This is a genomic window from Streptomyces sp. NPDC055243 (assembly GCF_044544025.1).
GTDB lineage: Bacteria > Actinomycetota > Actinomycetes > Streptomycetales > Streptomycetaceae > Streptomyces.
Genome location: NZ_JBITWR010000009.1, coordinates 247,795 through 266,391 on the forward strand (window position 1 = coordinate 247,795; position 18,597 = coordinate 266,391).

An 18,597-nucleotide genomic window follows, 5' to 3' on the forward strand; every position below is an offset into this window, starting at 1 on the left:
GGTGCGCGAGCGCGGGTGCGTGTACGGGGGCGCGAGCGCGGCGCGCGTGTACGGGGGCGCGAGCGCGGCGCGCGTCACAGTCGTGCGTGGTTACGTCCGGGTAGGCCCGCGGCCTATCGTCGCCTCATGTTCGCTGCCTACGCCGCCCGCATCGACCGTGACCAGCCGCTCAGCGGCCTTGAGTTGGGGGAGCGCCCCGCCCCCGACGCCAGGCCCGGCTGGTCGACCGTGCATGTCCGGGCCGCCTCCCTCAACCACCACGACCTGTGGTCCCTGCGCGGGGTCGGCCTCCCCGAGGGGAGGCTGCCGATGATCCTCGGCTGTGACGCCGCGGGGATCGACGAGCACGGCAACGAGGTCGTCCTGCACTCCGTCATCGGCCAGACCGGGTACGGGGTAGGGCCCGACGAGGGCCGCTCCATCCTCACCGAGAAGTACCAGGGGACGTTCGCCGAGCAGGTCTCCGTGCCCACGTGGAACCTGCTGCCGAAGCCGAAGGAGCTGTCGTTCGCCGAGGCGGCCTGTCTGCCGACGGCGTGGCTCACCGCGTACCGCATGCTCTTCACCAACGCCGGTGTGCGTCCCGGGGATTCGGTCCTCGTCCAGGGCGCCGGTGGCGGGGTCGCGACGGCCGCGATCGTGCTCGGCAAGGCGGCGGGCCTGCGGGTCTTCGCCACGAGCCGTGACGAGGCCAAGCGCAAGCGGGCCCTGGAACTGGGCGCGGTGGAGGCCGTGGAGTCCGGCGCGCGCCTTCCGCAGCGGGTGGACGCCGTCATCGAGACGGTGGGGGCGGCGACGTGGTCGCACTCCGTCAAGTCCCTCAAGCCGGGCGGCACTCTGGTGATCTCGGGTGCGACCAGCGGTGACCGGCCCTCGCACGCGGAGCTGACCCGGGTCTTCTTCCTGGAGCTGAAGATCGTCGGTTCGACGATGGGGTCCAAGGACGAACTGGAGGACCTGCTCTCCTTCTGCGCGGCCACGGGCGTGCGCCCCGTGATCGACGAGGTGCTTCCGCTGGACCGGGCACGCGAGGGCTTCGAGCGCCTGCAGTCCGGTGACCTGTTCGGGAAGATCGTCCTCGAAGTCGGCTGACCCGGGATCGCCGGAGGGACCGCGTTCACTTCACGGGTGTCAACTTTGATTGACATCCGCTCCCTGTCAACGTAAGTTGACATGCATGACCGAAGCTACGGATCTCGCCGAGCGTGCGGGTGACCGTGACCCACGAGTCGGACTGCGGGCCGTCTCCGCGCTGCGGAGGCTGGTGGAGCAGTTGGAGGCCGTGCAGGTGCGCAGTGCGCGTCTGCAGGGCTGGTCGTGGCAGGGGATCGCCGCGGAGCTCGGAGTGAGCAGGCAGGCCGTGCACAAGAAGTACGGGAGGCAGTGATGTTCGAGCGGTTCACGAAGGACGCCCGCGCCGTGGTCAAAGGCGCGGTCGAGCATGCCGAGGGCGAGGGTTCGGCCTCCGTCGACGACGGGCACATGCTCCTCGCACTGCTCGACCGCGAGGCGAGCCGGGCATCGTTCGCCCTGGCCTCGCTCGGGGCCACGCGCCGCCGGGAGTCGATCAAGGGCGCGCTGAGTGAGGCGCGGCGCCGCGCGGGTCTCTCGCAGGCCGACACGGAGGCGCTTGCCGGACTCGGCATCGATGTGTCCGAGATCGTCTCCCGGGTCGAAGAGGCCCATGGCGTGGGCGCGTTGGCGGGTGGCCGCAGGGCCGGGCGCCGTCCCGGCCGGGCCTTGGGCGGACACCGGCCGTTCACCCGCGAGGCCAAGGACACCCTGGTGCAGTCCCTGCGCATGGCCACCGCTCGCAGGGACCGGTGCATCGGCGACGAGCACATCCTGTTCGCCCTGACCGTCCGCCCCGGACTCGTCAGCGAAGTCCTCGCGGACCATGGCGTGACCCATGAGTCGGTGGAGAGGGTGCTGTACGGCGGGGGCGCCGGGCCCGGAGCCGCGTAGGCGCCCGGAGTCGCATAGGTGGCCGGAGCCGCATAGGTGACCGGTGACCAGTGACCGGCGGCCGGTGACCGGCGGCTGGTGGCCCGTGGCCCCCGTGGTCTCGGCGTCTCCAGGTCAGCCCTTCGGCGTGCGCAGTGTCGAGGCGATGTGGGCCGCCGCCGAGGACAGGTGGCGGCGGGCATCGCGGAGTTGGTCCTCCGTCACGCCGTGGTCCCGGGCCGCGTCGCGGATGTCGTCGCGGAAGCGGTCCAGGAGGCGGTCCAGGTCACGTGCCGGATTGCCCGAGCTGTCCTCCTGGGCCCAGTCCGGGACGTACTCCGTGGGGACCTCGTCCTCGCGGGCGGCCGTGAACTTGGGCTCCTCGGCGGTGGATCGCGCGCCCTTGCGGCCGAAGTCCTTGCCCGCGTCCTTGCCGAACTCGCCGAACTGCTTGGCCAGTTCCGTCAGCCCCTCGCGGACCCCCGTCGGCCAGTCGCCCCGCGTGAAGTGGTCCTGCACCTGGTCCTGGACGCGCCGTGCGATGCGCTGCACCTCTTCCTGCGCCTGGACGCGGGCCTTCTCCTGCGCGTCCTGGGCCTGGCGGCGGGCGCGCTGGGCGTCCTCGCGGGCTCTGCGGGTCTCGTCCTTCGCGCGCCGCGCCTGCTCCTTCCACTCCTGCTTGGCGCGCTTGAACTCCTCCTTGGCCTGGCGCCAGCCCTCCTTGTCGCCCCAAGAGCCGTCGAAGAAGTCCGCGGGGTCGGGGAAGACCTTGCCGGTACCGGCGCCGGTGCCGCTCTTGTCCTCGGGCCTGCCGCCGGATGCGCGCGCCTCCTTGGCCGCCTCCCGCATCTCACGGCGGAGCTCACCTGCCGCGCCCCGCACGCCGTCCCGGATCTCGGCGGCGAGCTCGGCGACGGAATCGCGGATCTCCAGCTCCAGATCGGCCAGCTCACCGCTGCGGTCGGCCAGTTCGGCGCGGCCGGCGTCCGTGATGGCGTACACCTTCCGGCCGCCCTCTGTGGTGTGCGTGACCAGGCCCTCGGCCTCCAGCTTCGCCAGGCGCGGGTAGACCGTCCCCGCCGAAGGTGCGTACAGCCCCTGGAAGCGCTCCTCCAGGAGGCGGATCACCTCATAGCCGTGGCGCGGGGCCTCGTCGAGGAGCTTGAGCAGGTACAGGCGCAGTCGGCCGTGGGCGAACACGGGGGCCATCTCAGAGCACCTTCTTGTCGGTCGGGTCGGCGTCGTCGGCCGGGGGAGCGTCGCTCGGGGGAGTGTCTGTGGGGTCCGTCGAATCCGTCGGGTCCGTCGGGTCCGTCGGGGGCACGGGCGGCGGGACCTCGTCGTATGGATCTTCCTCCGTCGGCGGCCTGCGCAGCAGCGCGATGGATCCCGAGACCGTCGTCGCCCGGAGCTTTCCGCTGCCCGACCCCAGACGGCCGGTGATCTTCTTCGCGCCCCACTGGCCGCTGACCCGCAGATCCTCGAACGCGTTGGACACCGCGCCGCTCGCGGTGTTCGCCTCCACGTCCGCGTCCGTCGGGTGGGGCAGCCGGATCGCGATCTCGCCCGAGACGCTCGTCAGACCTATGTCGGTCGGGGCGCCCGTCGGGTCGATGTCCACGATCATCGAGCCGCTCACCGAATCTGCCCGAACGGAGGAGCCCGCGCCCTCGAAGACGGTCAGGTCGCCGGAGACCGAGTTGAACCGCAGTTCGCCGGTGATGCCCTGGGCCTCCACGCTGCCCGAGACCGTGTCGGCGCGGACCGGGCCGGAGAGGCCGACGAGGGTCGTGTCGCCGGTGACGCCTCTGACCTCCGTGCGCCCCTCGATCCCCGAGACCACGGCGCCGGCCCCGACGACGCCCACCTCGACGCGGGTGCCCGCCGGGACGGCCAGGGAGACCACGGCACTGCGGCGCCAGCCCTTGCGGTCGAGCCACTTGAGGAAGCCCTTCCAGGGCAGGTCGTCGTACGCGACCGACAGGGTGCCGTCCGTCTGCGTGACGGTCAGCGGCGGCCCCTCGATCTCGGAGACCTCGAGCCGGGCGGAAACTTCGTCGGTGCCCACGACGTTCACCGTTCCGTTGACCACGCGCACGTGGAGTGTCGTGACGGGGGCGTCGAACGTGAGCTTCTGGGGTTCGGCGACGGACCACTCTGACATCGGGCTGACCTCCTCTGGCGAGCTGGGCAACGGGGGCGGGAGGGCCCGGAAGCCCGCATCACAACGCGCCATATCGCGTCTCTGAGATACACGATATATCGCGGTCACGGAAAGTCAAGACACTGTCGCTTCTCCGCGCCGCCTCCCTGTGCCGCTTCTCTGCGCTAAATATGGCGATTTGACCTAGCGTGGGGCCATGTCGACCGAAGCTTTCGAGCACGCCGCCGGTGCCCTGCTGCTCTGCCGGGCCGAACCCGACGTGGTCGAGCCCGCCGCCCGCCTGTTGCGCGAACGGATGCTGCTCGCCCGGGCGGGGCACGAGTGGAGCGTGCTCGTGCCCGAGGGCAAGCCCTGGGTGCACGGTGACGAACCGGTGGACCGCGTCCTCACGGGATGGGCCACCGCGCTCGCCGTCGGCTCGACCTGGCCGGTGCTCGCGCTGTGGTGGGACTCCGACCGCTCCGGCTGCACTCTCGCGGCGGGCTTCCGGCGCACCGTCGAGTACGTATGGCTGGCGAACGGGACGCCGGTGGGCGAGGACGAGGCGCTGCGGACCTTCGCCGCGCGGCTCGGGCTCGACCCCGTCCTGGACATGCAGTCCCTGGAGACCCTGGGGCGCCCCGACACGGAGGCAGACGCCCGCGCACGGATGCTGGGGCTGCTCGCCGTCCTCGCGCGGGCCGGGGTGGAGCTGCCGACCGGCCTCGGTCCCGGTGAGCCGGCGGACCGGCTGCGCGCGGTGGCGCGGGTCGTGCCGGGGGTGCGGGAGGTCGAGTGGTCGGGGTGGCGCGACGCGGTACGCGCGGAGCTGGACGTGGTCGAGCAGGGGCGCCTGGGCCCCTGGCTGCGGGGACCGCGCGCTCGCGCGCTGGCCGTGGCGCAGATGGCCGCCGGGCTCCCGCTCGCGGCGTGGGCCGTGCGGCGGCGCAGTGGGGGATGGGCCGTGGCAGGAGTGCTCCTGATGGTGCACGGCTCGCTGGGCTTCGCGTACGACAGGGTGCGGGCGGCCGACGCCGGACCCGGGCGGGGCTGAGCGGGGCGGTGCTGAGCCGGGCGGAGCCCGGGGCCCTCACCGCCGTGCACGTACGGCACTTCGCGGCAGGCGCCCCCACGCCCGCTAAGGGGCCCAAGCCCGCGTAAGGGTGCCCCCCATGGAACCAGGAGCCTGAAGCGTCCTACTCGTCCTCGTCCTCGTCGTCCAGACGGGCCAGCCAGGTCGCGAGGCGCTCGACGGGGACCTCGAAGTCCGGGTTGAGGTCCACGAAGGTGCGCAGCTGCTCGGCGAGCCACTCGAAGGTGACTTCCTCCTCGCCGCGCCGCTTCTCCAGCTCCTCGATGCCACGGTCGGTGAAGTACAAGACAGGCTCCGCGATTGGACGGCCGGTGTGTTCCGGGACGGACGTCCAGGATAAGCCGATACGCCGGTGGGCCCGGCCCCGGGTGACAAGCACTCGGGACCGGGCCCACCTGCGTACGAACCGCTCAGGCCTACGCCTCGAAGACCTCGCTCAGGAGCTGCTCCTGCTCCTGCTCGTGGCGCTTCTTCGAACCGACCGCCGGGGACGAGCCGTGCGGCCGCGAGATGCGGCGCAGGCGCTCGCCGTGCGGGATGTCCGCGCCGACCGCCAGGTCCAGGTGGTCGATGAGGTTGAGGGCGATGAAGGGCCACGCGCCCTGGTTCGCCGGCTCCTCCTGCGCCCACAGGTACTTCTCGGCGTTCGGGTACTTCGCGATCTCCGCCTGGAGCTCGGCACCCGGCAGCGGGTACAGACGCTCGATGCGGATGATCGCGGTGTCCGTGACGCCGCGCTTCTTCCGCTCGGCCTCGAGGTCGTAGTACAGCTTGCCGGAGCAGAAGACGACCTTGCGGACCGCCGACGCCTCGACCGAGTCGTCGCCGATGACCGGGCGGAAGCCACCCGTCGTGAACTCCTCCGTCTTCGAGGCCGCCGCCTTGAGGCGCAGCATCGACTTCGGGGTGAAGACCACCAGCGGCTTGTGGTGCGGGTTGTGCACCTGCCACCGCAGGAGGTGGAAGTAGTTCGACGGAAGGGTCGGCATCGCGACCGTCATGTTGTTCTGCGCGCACAGCTGGAGGAAGCGCTCGATGCGGGCGGACGAGTGGTCCGGTCCCTGGCCCTCGTAGCCGTGGGGCAGCAGCAGCGTGACGCCGGAGTGCTGGTTCCACTTCTGCTCGGCGGCCGAGATGTACTCGTCCACCACCGTCTGCGCGCCGTTGACGAAGTCACCGAACTGCGCTTCCCACATGACGAGGGACTCGGGACGGGCCAGCGAGTAGCCGTACTCGAAGCCCATCACCGCGTACTCGGAGAGCAGCGAGTCGTAGACGTTGTAGCGCGCCTGGTCCTCGGAGAGGTACAGGAGCGGCGTGAAGTCCTCGCCCGTCTCGCGGTCGATGAGGACCGCGTGGCGCTGACCGAACGTGCCACGGCGCGAGTCCTGGCCCGACAGACGGACCGGGGTGCCCTCGAGGAGCAGCGAACCGATGGCGAGGGTCTCGCCCATGCCCCAGTCGATCGTGCCTTCCTCGACCATCGACATGCGGCGCTGCAGCTGCGGCAGCAGGCGCGGGTGGACGGTGACCCGGTCGGGGATGTTGACCTGGGACTCGGCGATCCGCTTGACGACCTCCTGGGAGATCGAGGTGTCCACGTTCACCGGGAACTCGGCCTCGGGGGCCGGGACCTCGGCCTCGGCGGGCTGCGAGATGGCCTCGCGGACCTCCGTGAAGACCTTCTCCAGCTGCCCCTGGAAGTCCTGGAGGGCCTGCTCGGCCTCTTCCAGGGTGATGTCGCCGCGACCGATGAGGGACTCGGTGTAGAGCTTGCGCACCGAGCGCTTCTTGTCGATCAGGTCGTACATCAGCGGCTGCGTGAACGCCGGGTTGTCCGACTCGTTGTGACCGCGGCGGCGGTAGCAGATGAGGTCGATCACGACGTCCTTGTTGAACGCCTGACGGAACTCGAAGGCCAGCCGCGCGATGCGGACGACGGCCTCGGGGTCGTCGCCGTTCACGTGGAAGATCGGCGCCTCGATCATGCGGGCCACGTCCGTGGCGTACATGGAGGAGCGTGACGACTCCGGGGCGGCGGTGAAGCCGACCTGGTTGTTGATGACGATGTGGACCGTGCCGCCGGTGCGGTAACCCCGCAGCTGCGACATGTTCAGCGTCTCGGCGACCACACCCTGGCCCGCGAATGCCGCGTCACCGTGCAGGGCGACCGGCAGGACCGTGAAGTCCGTGCCGCCCTTGTTGATGATGTCCTGCTTGGCGCGGACGATGCCCTCGATGATCGGGTCGACCGTCTCCAGGTGGGAGGGGTTCGCCGCCAGCGAGACGTTGATCTGCTCGCCGTCCAGACCGGTGAAGGTGCCCTCGGCGCCCAGGTGGTACTTCACGTCGCCGGAGCCGTGCATGGACTTGGGGTCCATGTTGCCCTCGAACTCGCGGAAGATCTGGGCGTACGACTTGCCCACGATGTTCGCGAGGACGTTCAGGCGGCCGCGGTGGGCCATGCCGATGACGACCTCGTCAAGGCGGGACTCCGCGGCGCTGTCGATGACGGCGTCGAGCAGCGGGATGACGGACTCGCCGCCCTCCAGGGAGAAGCGCTTCTGGCCGACGTACTTCGTCTGGAGGAACGTCTCGAAGGCCTCGGCGGCGTTCAGCCTGCGCAGGATGCGCAGCTGCTCCTCGCGCTCGGGCTTCGATGCGTGCGTGCGCTCGATGCGGTCCTGGAGCCACCTGCGCTGCTTCGGGTCCTGGATGTGCATGAACTCGATGCCGGTGGTGCGGCAGTACGAGTCGCGCAGGACGCCGAGGACGTCGCGCAGCTTCATCATCGACTTGCCGGCGAAGCCGCCGACCGCGAACTCCCGCTCCAGGTCCCACAAGGTGAGGCCGTGCTCGGTGATGTCCAGGTCGGGGTGCTTGCGCTGCTTGTACTCCAGCGGGTCCGTGTCGGCCATGACGTGGCCGCGGACGCGGTAGGAGTGGATCAGCTCGAAGACGCGGGCGGCCTTCGTGACGTCGTCGTCGTGCGAGGCGTCGATGTCCTTGAGCCAGCGGACCGGCTCGTACGGGATGCGCAGCGCCTTGAAGATCTCGTCGTAGAACTCGCCCTCGCCCAGCAGCAGGTTCGCGACGATCCGCAGGAACTCGCCGGAAGCGGCGCCCTGGATCACCCGGTGGTCGTAGGTCGACGTGAGCGTCATGACCTTCGAGATGCCGAGCTTGTTCAGGGTGTCCTGGGAGGTGCCCTGGAACTCCGCGGGGTAGTCCATCGAGCCGACGCCCATGATGACCGACTGTCCGGGCATCAGGCGGGGGACCGAGTGGACCGTGCCGAGGCCGCCGGGGTTGGTCAGCGAGACCGTGACACCGGTGAAGTCGTCCATCGTCAGCTTGTTGTCGCGAGCGCGACGGACGATGTCCTCGTAGGCCTGCCAGAACTCGAAGAAGTTCAGCGTCTCGGCCTTCTTGATGCCCGCGACGACCAGCTGGCGGTCGCCGTTGGGCTTCACCAGGTCGATGGCGAGGCCGAAGTTGATGTGCTCCGGCTTGACCAGGGTCGGCTTGCCGTCCTTCTCCACGAAGGAGTAGTTCATCGACGGCATGGCCTTGATGGCCTGCACCATCGCGTACCCGATCAGGTGCGTGAAGGAGATCTTCCCGCCGCGGGCGCGCTTGAGGTGGTTGTTGATGACGATGCGGTTGTCGAAGAGCAGCTTGACCGGAACGGCGCGGACCGACGTGGCCGTCGGGACCTCCACCGAGGCGTTCATGTTCTTCGCGACCGCGGCGGCGGGGCCGCGCAGCGTCACGTACTCGGGTCCTGCCGGGGCCTCCGACGACGCTGCCGCGGGCTCCGCCTTGGCGGCGGGCTTCGCGGCAGCGGGCTTCGCGGCGGGGGCCGGTGCGGCCGCCGCGGGCTTCGCAGCCGGGGCTGCGGGCGCGGCGGGCTTCGCGGGGGCCGCCGGAGCGGCCTCGGCGGGAGCTGCGGGGGACGCGGTGGCCGCAGCCCCCGCGGCTGCGTCACCCGCCGGCTTGGCCGGGGCAGCGGCAGGTGATGCGCCCGCCCCCGGCTTGTAGTCGGCGAAGAAGTCCCACCAGGCTCGGTCGACCGAATTCGGGTCCTGGAGGTACTGCTGATAGATCTCGTCGACGAGCCACTCATTGGGACCGAAGGCAGCAGCAGGGTCCTTGCCCTGACCGTCTTGGTCGGTCGAGATGCTCGAGCTACTGGGGGACTGTGACGACACGGCGGTAACCGCCCTCTTCCGCTTCACAAGGTGATGGACAGCGGAAATAAAGGCTACGCCTCCATCGCCGTCAGGTGCAGACCGGCCCCGTCATCCGTCGCGTAAGTCACACTGGATCGCTGGTTTCGGGGCTGTAAATGGCGGGAAACAAGCGAGGTTCCGCAACGCCAGATGGCCGCGCGGGCCTGTCCCGACGCGGCGGCGTCCCTCAGGCGCGCTGTCGATGCGCCCGCGAATCGCTTCCGTTTCGAACCCTACGTCAACTTCGCACTTCGGGCAGGCCCGGAAGAGTGACCTGGATGCGGCAGCCACGAGGGGATTCGGCCACTCCGATGTGCCCGCCGTGCATGTCGACCGCCCAGCGCGCGATGGCGAGCCCGAGACCGGTGCCGCCGTCGCTGCCGGGTCCGTGCGGGGTGGCGTTGGCGTGGCTGCCGCGGTTGAAGCGCTCGAAGACGCGGTGCCACTCCGACTCCGGGATGCCGGGGCCCTCGTCCAGGACCTCCAGGTCAAGGGACTCGGGGTAGAGGCCGCGCCGGGCGCGCACGGTGACGCGGCCGTGCGGCGGGCTGTGCTTGACCGCGTTGTCGATGAGGTTGGCCACCACCTGGTGCAGCCGCTCGGCGTCCGCGTGCGCGGTCAGCTCGGGCGGCGTGACGTCCAGGTGCAGATGCACGTCCGTGCGCGTGTGGCTGCCGGAGCCCGACGCGATGCCCGCGCGGGCCGAGGCCACCATGTTGGCCTCCTTCAGGACGCCCGACAGGTAGGGCCACACCTCGAAGCGGCGCGCCCGCAGCGGTACGACGCCGTTGTCCAGGCGGGAGAGGTCGAGCAGGGTCTCCACCAGACGCCCGAGCCGCTCCGTCTGCTTCAGGGCCGTACGCATGGTCTCCGGGTCGGCGGCGGAGACTCCGTCGACGACGTTCTCCAGGACCGCGCGAAGGGCCGCGATGGGGGTGCGCAGCTCGTGCGAGACGTTGGCGACCAGTTCCTTGCGCTGCTGGTCCTGGGCCTCCAGGTCGTCCGCCATGCGGTTGATCGTGGTGGCCACGTCGCCCAGCTCGTCGCGGCGGTCGGCGCCGCGCACCCGGCGCGTGTAGTCGCCGTGCGACACGGCGCGCGCCACGGAGTTCATCTCGTCCAGGGGCGCGGTGAGGCTGTGGGCCACGAACTGCGTGATCAGCAGCGTGGCGATCACCGAGAAGACGGTGATGAAGCGCAGCTCCGTCTCCGTCTTCATCGCCACCATCAGCAGACCCGTGGTGATGAAGACCGAGACGACCACCAGGGTGCCGAGCTTGGTCTTGATGGAGAACGGCCGCAGCCCGCCGAAGGGACCGGTCATCGGACGGCTCACCTCACGGGGTCGGGGTCTCCAGGGCGTACCCGACGCCGTGCACCGTACGGATGCGCTCGGCGCCGATCTTCCGGCGCAGTGCCTTGATGTGGCTGTCGACGGTCCGGGTGCCCGACGCGTCCGCCCAGTCCCACACCTCGGCGAGCAGCTGCTCGCGCGAGAGGACCGCACGCGGCGTATTGGCCAGGCAGACGAGCAGGTCGAACTCGGTGGGCGTCAGGTGCACGTCCTCGCTGCGGACCCTGACCCGCCGCTGGGCGTGGTCGATCTCCAGCTCGCCGAGCCGCAGGATGCCGCTGCGCGGCGTGGTCGCGGCGAGCGCGGCCCGCTCGACCCGGCGCAGCAGGACGTGCACGCGGGCCGCGAGCTCCCGCATGGAGAACGGCTTGGTCATGTAGTCGTCGGCGCCGACGCCGAGCCCGACCAGCATGTCCGTCTCGTCGTCGCGCGCCGTCAGCATGAGGACCGGAACCGGCCGCTGGGCCTGCACCCGGCGGCATACTTCAAGCCCGTCGAAGCCCGGCAGCATGATGTCCAGGATCAGCAGATCGGGCTGCCAAGCCTGTGCGGTGTCGACCGCCGCGGGGCCGTCTCCCGCCGTTTGCACTACGAAACCCTCGGCGCGTAGCCGGGCGGCGATGGCGTCGACGATCGTCGGGTCGTCCTCGACCACCAGAACCCGGCGCTGGGCGCCTGGCATCGCCGCCGTCGCACCGTTGTGGGAGGTGTGTGTCTGCTCCATCGCCCGCCCCTGACACTGATCGCTTGTGTTCGACCAGCAGGGTACGGGGCGCGAAGGCACCTCGGCTACGCAGCGCTTACGCCGAGATGAACCACGTCGGGTACGCCTCGGGCAACGGGGATCTCTTCCGTCCGTACCGACTGGAATCCGGCATTCCGTAGAGCGTCGTCGAAAGCGGACGAGGGCTGGGCGGACCACACGGCGAGCACTCCACCGGGATTCAGACGCGCGCGGCAGGCGGCCAGACCGGCCGGAGAATAGAGGGAGTTGTTGTCCTCGGTCACCGTCCAGTCCGGTCCGTTGTCGATGTCCAGGCAGAGCGCGTCGTACGTGGTCGGGGCGGTGCGAGGGGAGTCGGCGCCGCGGAGGTGCGCCACGAGATCTGTGTGCAGGATCTCCGTGCGCGGATCGGCGAGCGCGGGGCCGGAGATCGCGGCCAGCGGGGCGTCCGCCCCCGAGCGGTGCCAGTCGATGATGGCCAACTCGCGCTCCACCACGGCGATGGGGCCCCAGCGCGGGTCGGCCGCCGCGTGGGCGAGGGAGAAGCCGACGCCCAGGCCGCCGAGCAGGAGGCTGGGCCGCGGGCGTCCGTCCAGCGCGTCGTACGCCGCGTCGACGAGCAGCCGCTCCGAGCGGCCGTCCGAAGTGTCCATGAGGAAACAGCCGTTGGCGATGATCTGCAGAAGCGCGCCATGGCGCCGCAGTACGACTTCGCCGTACGGCCCCTCACGCCGGTCGATGACGACGGGGGTGGTGGTGTGGGTGTGCATGGCCGTCAGCGTATGGGGGCGGGATCGGGGAAGGGTCGAGATGCGCGGAGCCGTGCGGACGCGTGTTTGACCTGTGAGGTTGATGTGATTCGCGTCTCACGTGGCGCCGGTCATAGACACCGCCCGAAATATCGGCCGAGGGTGGACGGGACGGAAGGAGCGCCTCACCGTGAACCGGAGCGCGTCGACTGCCCCCGCGGCGCCCGAGGACATCGCCCCGTCCGGCCTGGACGGCATCCCGTGCCAGCGGGAGCGCGGCGGGTCCGGGGCGGCCATCCCGGAAGCTCCTGAGGCGCGTGCGGCATCCGCCGCTGCCGGCGCCCCCGCACGCCTGCGCGTCCCGGGCCGGCTGAGTCGCCTGCGCCCCTGGCGCCTGCTGCCGACCCCCACGGGTACGCCCTTCACGTTCGGCTACGCCGCGATCCTCACCCTGACGTCGCTCCTGGCGCAGTACGCGGACCCGAGCCTGGTCGCGGACCTCCACCGGCACTCCAGCACGGACGTGGCGCACCTGTCGCAGGAACCGTTCCTCGTCCTGGTGGCCAGCGCGCTGTGGATCGCGGGCGGCATCGCGTCACCGTACGCGATCGGCTTCCTGCTGGTCCTCACTGCCCTGGAGCGCCGCGTCGGCGCGCTGCGCACGGCGGGCGTCTTCCTGCTCGGCCATGTCGTGGCCACCCTCGCGACCGAGGTCCCGGTCGGCTTCTCGGTCCTCGCGGGCCATCTGCCCGACAGCTCCCTGCACCGCCTCGACTACGGCATCAGCTTCGGCGTCGCGGCGAGCGTCGGCGCGCTGGCCGGCCTGTTCAGGCCGTGGCTGCGGTGGCTGGTGCTCGCCGGGTTCGGCGGCATGCTCGTCGACGACCTGATCGCGTTCACGGACCCGATGACCAACTGGGGCCACCTCCTGGCGCTGGCGATCGGCGTCGCGACGTGGCCGCTGGTGCGCCGGTGGCGCCGGCCCGCGTCGAGCTGATCGCTCACAGCGAACATCCCCTGGGGAACATTCATGGACTCACGAGCATTGAGTCCACATAGCTCAACTTGAATGCCGAAGGGGAGATCATGACTACTGAGTCCAAGGCGTCCACACCGCTCACCCTGCCCGTGCTGCCGCTCGACGACGAGGTTGTCCTGCCCGGCATGGTGGTTCCGTTCGACCTGTCCGACACGGATGTGCGCGCCGCCGTGGAGGCCGCCCAAGCGGCCGCCCGCTCCAGCGGCAGCAGCAAGCCGCAGGTCCTTCTTGTTCCGCGCATCGACGGGACGTACGCCGCGACCGGCGTCCTCGGCACCGTCGAGCAGGTCGGGCGCCTCTCCGACGGCGACCCCGGCGCCCTCATCCGCGGCCGTTCCCGGGTGCGGATCGGCGCCGGGACGACCGGGCCGGGTGCCGCGCTCTGGGTGGAAGGACTCAAGGTCGACGAGACCGTGCCCGACCCGCTGCCCGGCGCCGTCACCGAGCTGGTCAAGGAGTACAAGGCGCTCGCCACCAGCTGGCTGAAGAAGCGCGGGGCCTGGCAGGTCGTGGACCGCGTCCAGCAGATCGAGGACGTCTCCGCGCTCGCCGACAACTCCGGATACTCGCCCTTCCTCACCACCGAGCAGAAGGTCCGGCTCCTGGAGACCGACGACCCGGCCGCCCGCCTGAAGCTGGCCACCGAGCAGCTGCGCGAGCACCTCGCCGAGCAGGACGTCGCCGAGTCCATCGCCAAGGACGTACAGGAAGGCGTCGACAAGCAGCAGCGCGAGTTCCTGCTGCGCCGCCAGCTGGACGCCGTGCGCAAGGAACTGCGCGAGATCAACGGCGAGCAGGACGGGGAGGAGTCCGACGACTACCGCACCCGCGTCGAGGCCGCCGACCTCCCCGAGAACGTCCGCGAGGCCGCCCTCAAGGAAGTCGACAAGCTGGAGCGTTCCAGCGACCAGTCGCCCGAGGGCTCCTGGATCAGGACCTGGCTCGACACCGTCCTCGAACTGCCCTGGAACGAACGGACCGAGGACGAGTACGACATCAAGGGCGCCCAGAACGTCCTGGACGCCGAGCACGCGGGCCTTCAGGACGTGAAGGAGCGCATCACCGAGTACCTCGCGGTGCGCAAGCGGCGCGCCGACCGCGGCCTCGGGGTCGTCGGCGGCCGTCGTGGCGGCGCCGTGCTCGCCCTCGTCGGGCCGCCCGGCGTCGGCAAGACCTCGCTGGGCGAGTCCGTCGCGCACGCGATGGGGCGCAAGTTCGTGCGGGTCGCGCTCGGCGGCGTACGCGACGAGGCGGAGATCCGCGGACACCGTCGTACGTACGTCGGCGCGCTGCCCGGACGGATCGTGCGGGCCATCAAGGAGGCCGGGTCCATGAACCCGGTCGTGCTCCTCGACGAGATCGACAAGGTGGGCTCCGACTTCCGGGGCGACCCGGCGGCCGCCCTGCTCGAAGTACTCGACCCGGCGCAGAACCACACCTTCCGCGACCACTACCTGGAGGTCGAGCTCGACCTGAGCGACGTGGTGTTCCTGGCGACGGCGAACGTCGTCGAGGCCATCCCCGAGGCGCTGCTCGACCGCATGGAGCTGGTCAGGCTCGACGGGTACACCGAGGACGAGAAGGTCGTCATCGCCCGCGACCACCTGCTCCCGCGCCAGCTGGAGCGGGCCGGTCTGCAGACGGACGAGGTCACCCTGGACGAGAGCGCGCTGCGCAAGCTCGCGGGGGAGTACACCCGCGAGGCGGGCGTACGGAACCTGGAGCGGTCCGTGGCGCGGCTGCTCCGCAAGGTCGCGGCCAAGCACGAACTGGGCGAGCAGGAGCTGCCGTTCACCGTCGGCGAGGCAGACCTGCGCGGCCTCATCGGGCGCCCGCACCACGTGCCCGAGTCGGCGCAGGACCCGGCCGAGCGGCGCACGGCGGTGCCGGGTGTGGCGACCGGGCTCGCGGTCACCGGCGCGGGAGGCGACGTCCTGTTCGTCGAGGCGTCGCTCGCCGACCCGGAGACCGGCGCCGCGGGGCTCACCCTGACCGGTCAGCTCGGCGACGTCATGAAGGAGTCCGCGCAGATCGCGCTCTCCTTCCTGCGCTCGCGCGGCGCCGAACTGGAGCTGCCCGTCGCCGACCTCAAGGAACGCGGCGTGCACATCCACTTCCCGGCGGGCGCGGTCCCCAAGGACGGGCCGAGCGCGGGCGTCACCATGACGACCGCCCTGGCGTCGCTGCTCAGCGGCCGTCTCGTCCGTACGGATGTGGCCATGACCGGTGAGGTCTCGCTGACCGGGCGCGTCCTGCCGATCGGCGGCGTCAAGCAGAAGCTGCTCGCCGCGCACCGCGCCGGGATCACCACGGTGATCATCCCGAAGCGGAACGAGGCCGACCTGGACGACGTCCCCGCGGAGATCCTGGAGAAGCTGGACGTGCACCCGGTGACGGACGTCCGGCAGGTGCTCGAACTGGCCCTGACCGAGGCCGAGGTGAGGGTTCCGGCCGCCGCGTGACGGAGGTGGCCGGTGAGTGAGGGCCCGGGACCCCGCAAGGGGTTCCGGGCCCTCGCGCGCACAGGGAGCACTCAGCCGTTGGCGAGCGCCTGCACCCTGTCGAGCGCGCCGTTGAACTTGTTGTGGTCCCCGACCGTCGGGCCCGTCGAGGTGTACTGCCACATCGTCTGGACGCCCCAGCCGGCCGGCAGCTCGCCCGGAGAGGTGTTGTAACGCGCGATCCACAGCGGGTTGTTGACGGCGAAGCCGCCGTAGTTGCCCGTGCACTGCTTCCACCAGCTGGTGGCCGTGTAGATCACCGCGTGGCGTCCGGTGCGCGCCTTGTACTGGTTCAGGAAGTCGCGGATCCAGGTGACCATCGCGGACTGGGACTTGCCGAAGCAGGCCGCCCCGTACGGATTCCACTCGATGTCGAGCGCGCCCGGCAGCGTCTTGCCGTCGCGCGACCAGCCGCCGCCGTTGTCCACGAAGTAGTTGGCCTGGGTGGCGCCGCTCGTGGTGTCGGGCGTCGCGAAGTGGTAGGCGCCGCGGATCATGCCCACGTTGTACGAACCGTTGTACTGCTGGGCGAAGTAGGGGTTCTTGTAGTACGTCCCCTCGGTGGCCTTCACGTAGGACCACTTCACGCCGCTGTTCCAGAGCGTCGCCCAGGCGACGTTGCCCTGGTGGCTGCTGACGTCGACGCCTTCGGTCTGTACGGCGCCGCCGGAGGGCGGCAGACTGCCCTGCCCGTCGTGCTCGATGACGCCCTGCCCCATGCGGGCGCTGCCGCGGGCCGGGATGTCGTCGCCGTCGGCGGCCTGCGCGGCGCCGGGCAGGGTGATGAGGAGGGAGAGGGCGGAGAGGACTGAGAGCAGGATTCCGGCCGCTGACCAGCGAGAGCGGCGGGGCGTTCCGGGTCTGTGCACGGGCATGCGTGCCTCCGAAGGCCTCGAATGAGCTCGATGGAGCTCGTGGGGGGACCTGTCGACAGGTTCGTGGTGTGAACATGTCATTCACGACGCTACGCACGTAGACCCGTGGCTGGGAAGGGGGTCCGGTCTCTGCCGTTGGTCTACTCCTGCGGCGGTGTCCTCGGCATGGCCCCCCAGGGCGTTGCGAAATACTGGTCGAGCTGCGGCGATGGGCCGACGCGGACGTCTGCCGCCGTGCGGGGCGGAAACTTTTCATGATCCGGAAAGAAAGCGTGCCATGGGTGCTGAAGTGCACGAGGGCGGGAACGACGGTGGGGCCGACGTGAACGGGGAGGGCGTCCACCGGCTGGTCGACCGTGAGTTCCTCTCCCTGGAGCGTGAGTTGACGCTGCTCCTGCGCCGGGCACGCGCCTCGTCCGGGGAGATGGCGCGCCAGGTCCACCCCGACCTGGAGCCCGCCGCGTACGGCCTCCTCGTCTGCCTCGACGACTCGGGCCCGCAGCGGGCCACCGCTCTCGCCGCGTACATCGGCGTCGGCAAGGCGACGATGAGCCGTCAGCTGCGCGCCCTGGAGGAGCTCGGCCTGGTCGCCCGCGAGCCCGACCCCGCCGACGGGCGAGCCTGGCTGGTCCATCTCACGGAGGAGGGCGGGCGCCGCTTCCGCGAGGTCCGTACGGGACGCAGGGAGCAGTACGTACGGAAGCTGTCCGGCTGGGACCGGGCGGAGGTGGCGGAACTGGCCCGCCTGCTGCACCAGCTGAACGAGTCGCCGGAGTCCTGAGGGCCGGAGTGCTGAGAGCCGGAGCCCTGAGGGATGGAGCCTTGACGGCCGGAGTGCTGAGAGCCGGAGTCCCCAGGGCGCCTCAGGGCCGTCACAACTCCGCGTAGACGACAGCCGCGTCGTCATGCCGCTTGCCCCGCGGGAACGCCGTGCCCTCCGGGTCCGCGCGCTCCAACTCCCGCACCCGGTCCACCAGGCGCTGCGGCCCGTCCTTCCGCAGCAGCTCGAAGCACTCCGTCCAGTCGCCCGCGCGGAACGTCTCGACCCAGCGGCCGACCCCGTCCGTCAGGGCCGCCACCGCCGTCACCTCGGCGCGCGGCCACGTGCCGGTGACCGCCCGCGCCGCCGCCGACGGATCGGCGGCCGCCGTGAAGAAGCCGTCCTCCGCGTTGCGCAGGGCCTCGACCGCGGCGCCGTACGCCTGGCCCGCGACCTCGCGTTCGGCCGAACCGCGCGGCAGCGCGCGCACCGCGTCACGCATCGCGCGGATCCTCGGCGGCAGCTGTGCGAGGCGCTCGTCGAGCACCGGAGTGACCCGGCCGTCCTCGCCCGCCACCAGGAGGGCGGAGTCGGAGAGGACGAGGTGCTCGACCTGCTCGTCGTCCCAACGCACCAGAACCACGGTGGCCTGAGGCGTACGCGGGTGAGAAAGGTCACAGGTTTGACAATGGGCCTCCGCGGTGCGCACGATCGCCGCCGCGAGGATCTCTGAGAGCGTCATATCCCGTCGTGAAACGGACAGTTCCCCCAGCGCGCCCCCGAGTCGCGCCGTGAACCAAGGGACGGAATGCAGACAACCGTCGTCTCCGGCAGGTGGAGTCACCCCGTCCAGGAGGATCAGCGATCCGCCCTGTCCGGCCGCGGGAAGCGTCACCGCGGCATAGTCCTCGTTGGGGCGTGCGGGGTCTCCGGGCTCGATGGCGAGTTCGATACGCATTCAGTCAGTCTGCACGAGGCCTTCACAAGGTCGTCCGGAGACGGCAGGCGACCGGGGGTTGGCCCGGACCAGCAGGTCAGAAGCCGGATTTCAGTCGGAATGATCGCTTCCGACGGCGTGTGGCGGCGCATCCTGCCAAAGCCTGCGGTCGACGTCCAACCGGCGCACCGTGGCCGGGACTTTCGGTCCCGGTCGGGACTTGCTCGCCAACTCCCCGCCGATGTT

General features: G+C 70.7%; 16 protein-coding genes. 7 read left to right on the forward strand and 9 right to left on the reverse strand.

The features are described 5' to 3' along the window. Window positions 1-126 precede the first annotated feature (126 nt). From ACIGXX_RS26390 to ACIGXX_RS26400, 3 genes are all read left to right on the forward strand, one after another. Entirely contained in the window at window positions 127-1,092 is a 966-nt protein-coding gene (locus tag ACIGXX_RS26390) for a zinc-binding dehydrogenase (protein WP_351163758.1), read from the forward strand. A gap of 85 nt (window positions 1,093-1,177) precedes the next feature. Continuing rightward, window positions 1,178-1,387: a helix-turn-helix domain-containing protein gene (locus ACIGXX_RS26395; protein WP_190081985.1), complete on the forward strand. Its 210-nt coding sequence runs from the start codon at window positions 1,178-1,180 to the stop codon at window positions 1,385-1,387. Continuing rightward, window positions 1,387-1,965, forward strand: coding sequence for a Clp protease N-terminal domain-containing protein (locus ACIGXX_RS26400; protein ID WP_399979278.1), 579 nt, complete (start codon window positions 1,387-1,389; stop codon window positions 1,963-1,965). The genes ACIGXX_RS26395 and ACIGXX_RS26400 overlap by 1 nt, the downstream gene beginning before the upstream one ends. 114 nt (window positions 1,966-2,079) lie before the next feature. On the opposite strand, the gene ACIGXX_RS26405 is transcribed toward ACIGXX_RS26400, so the two are convergent. Both ACIGXX_RS26405 and ACIGXX_RS26410 read right to left on the reverse strand, forming a co-directional pair. After that, complete coding sequence (locus ACIGXX_RS26405) at window positions 2,080-3,153, reverse strand: helix-turn-helix transcriptional regulator (RefSeq protein WP_351163762.1); 1,074 nt, start codon at window positions 3,151-3,153, stop codon at window positions 2,080-2,082. Between the two features lies 1 nt (window position 3,154). Continuing rightward, window positions 3,155-4,108 carry a DUF4097 family beta strand repeat-containing protein gene (locus tag ACIGXX_RS26410; protein ID WP_399979281.1) on the reverse strand — a complete coding sequence of 318 codons (954 nt, stop codon included), beginning with the start codon at window positions 4,106-4,108 and terminating at the stop codon, window positions 3,155-3,157. Between the two features lie 196 nt (window positions 4,109-4,304). On the opposite strand from ACIGXX_RS26410, the gene ACIGXX_RS26415 reads away from it, so the two are divergent. After that, window positions 4,305-5,141, forward strand: a complete 837-nt coding sequence (locus ACIGXX_RS26415; protein WP_399979285.1) for a hypothetical protein — start codon at window positions 4,305-4,307, stop codon at window positions 5,139-5,141. A 142-nt stretch (window positions 5,142-5,283) separates the two neighbouring features. On the opposite strand, the gene ACIGXX_RS26420 is transcribed toward ACIGXX_RS26415, so the two are convergent. From ACIGXX_RS26420 to ACIGXX_RS26440, 5 genes are all read right to left on the reverse strand, one after another. Then, window positions 5,284-5,466, reverse strand: coding sequence for a DUF6104 family protein (locus ACIGXX_RS26420; protein ID WP_003961784.1), 183 nt, complete (start codon window positions 5,464-5,466; stop codon window positions 5,284-5,286). 130 nt (window positions 5,467-5,596) lie between these two features. Next, window positions 5,597-9,391, reverse strand: a complete 3,795-nt coding sequence (locus tag ACIGXX_RS26425) for a multifunctional oxoglutarate decarboxylase/oxoglutarate dehydrogenase thiamine pyrophosphate-binding subunit/dihydrolipoyllysine-residue succinyltransferase subunit (protein ID WP_361464301.1) — start codon at window positions 9,389-9,391, stop codon at window positions 5,597-5,599. 259 nt (window positions 9,392-9,650) lie between these two features. Beyond that, window positions 9,651-10,736 (reverse strand): HAMP domain-containing sensor histidine kinase, encoded by a 1,086-nt coding sequence (locus tag ACIGXX_RS26430; RefSeq protein WP_351163773.1) that lies wholly within the window; start codon window positions 10,734-10,736, stop codon window positions 9,651-9,653. A gap of 13 nt (window positions 10,737-10,749) precedes the next feature. Continuing rightward, window positions 10,750-11,490 carry a response regulator transcription factor gene (locus ACIGXX_RS26435; protein WP_135330435.1) on the reverse strand — a complete coding sequence of 247 codons (741 nt, stop codon included), beginning with the start codon at window positions 11,488-11,490 and terminating at the stop codon, window positions 10,750-10,752. A 65-nt stretch (window positions 11,491-11,555) separates the two neighbouring features. Then, window positions 11,556-12,260: a spermidine synthase gene (locus ACIGXX_RS26440; RefSeq protein ID WP_351163776.1), complete on the reverse strand. Its 705-nt coding sequence runs from the start codon at window positions 12,258-12,260 to the stop codon at window positions 11,556-11,558. 169 nt (window positions 12,261-12,429) lie between these two features. Here ACIGXX_RS26440 and ACIGXX_RS26445 point away from each other — a divergent pair, with 169 nt between their 5' ends. Continuing rightward, window positions 12,430-13,236, forward strand: coding sequence for a rhomboid-like protein (locus ACIGXX_RS26445; protein WP_399979291.1), 807 nt, complete (start codon window positions 12,430-12,432; stop codon window positions 13,234-13,236). A gap of 89 nt (window positions 13,237-13,325) precedes the next feature. Then, the gene (lon, locus tag ACIGXX_RS26450; protein ID WP_399979294.1) at window positions 13,326-15,740 is read left to right on the forward strand and encodes an endopeptidase La; all 2,415 of its coding nucleotides are present in this window, start codon (window positions 13,326-13,328) and stop codon (window positions 15,738-15,740) included. A 71-nt stretch (window positions 15,741-15,811) separates the two neighbouring features. Here lon and ACIGXX_RS26455 read toward each other — a convergent pair whose 3' ends face one another. Next, window positions 15,812-16,654, reverse strand: coding sequence for a lysozyme (locus tag ACIGXX_RS26455; protein ID WP_351163783.1), 843 nt, complete (start codon window positions 16,652-16,654; stop codon window positions 15,812-15,814). Window positions 16,655-16,931: 277 nt separating this feature from the next. Here ACIGXX_RS26455 and ACIGXX_RS26460 point away from each other — a divergent pair, with 277 nt between their 5' ends. Further along, the gene (locus tag ACIGXX_RS26460; RefSeq protein ID WP_361464296.1) at window positions 16,932-17,435 is read left to right on the forward strand and encodes a MarR family transcriptional regulator; all 504 of its coding nucleotides are present in this window, start codon (window positions 16,932-16,934) and stop codon (window positions 17,433-17,435) included. Window positions 17,436-17,526: 91 nt separating this feature from the next. On the opposite strand, the gene ACIGXX_RS26465 is transcribed toward ACIGXX_RS26460, so the two are convergent. After that, a complete protein-coding gene (locus tag ACIGXX_RS26465; RefSeq protein WP_399979298.1) occupies window positions 17,527-18,372 on the reverse strand; it encodes a protein phosphatase 2C domain-containing protein in 846 nt (281 codons plus the stop codon). Window positions 18,373-18,597: the final 225 nt, after the last annotated feature.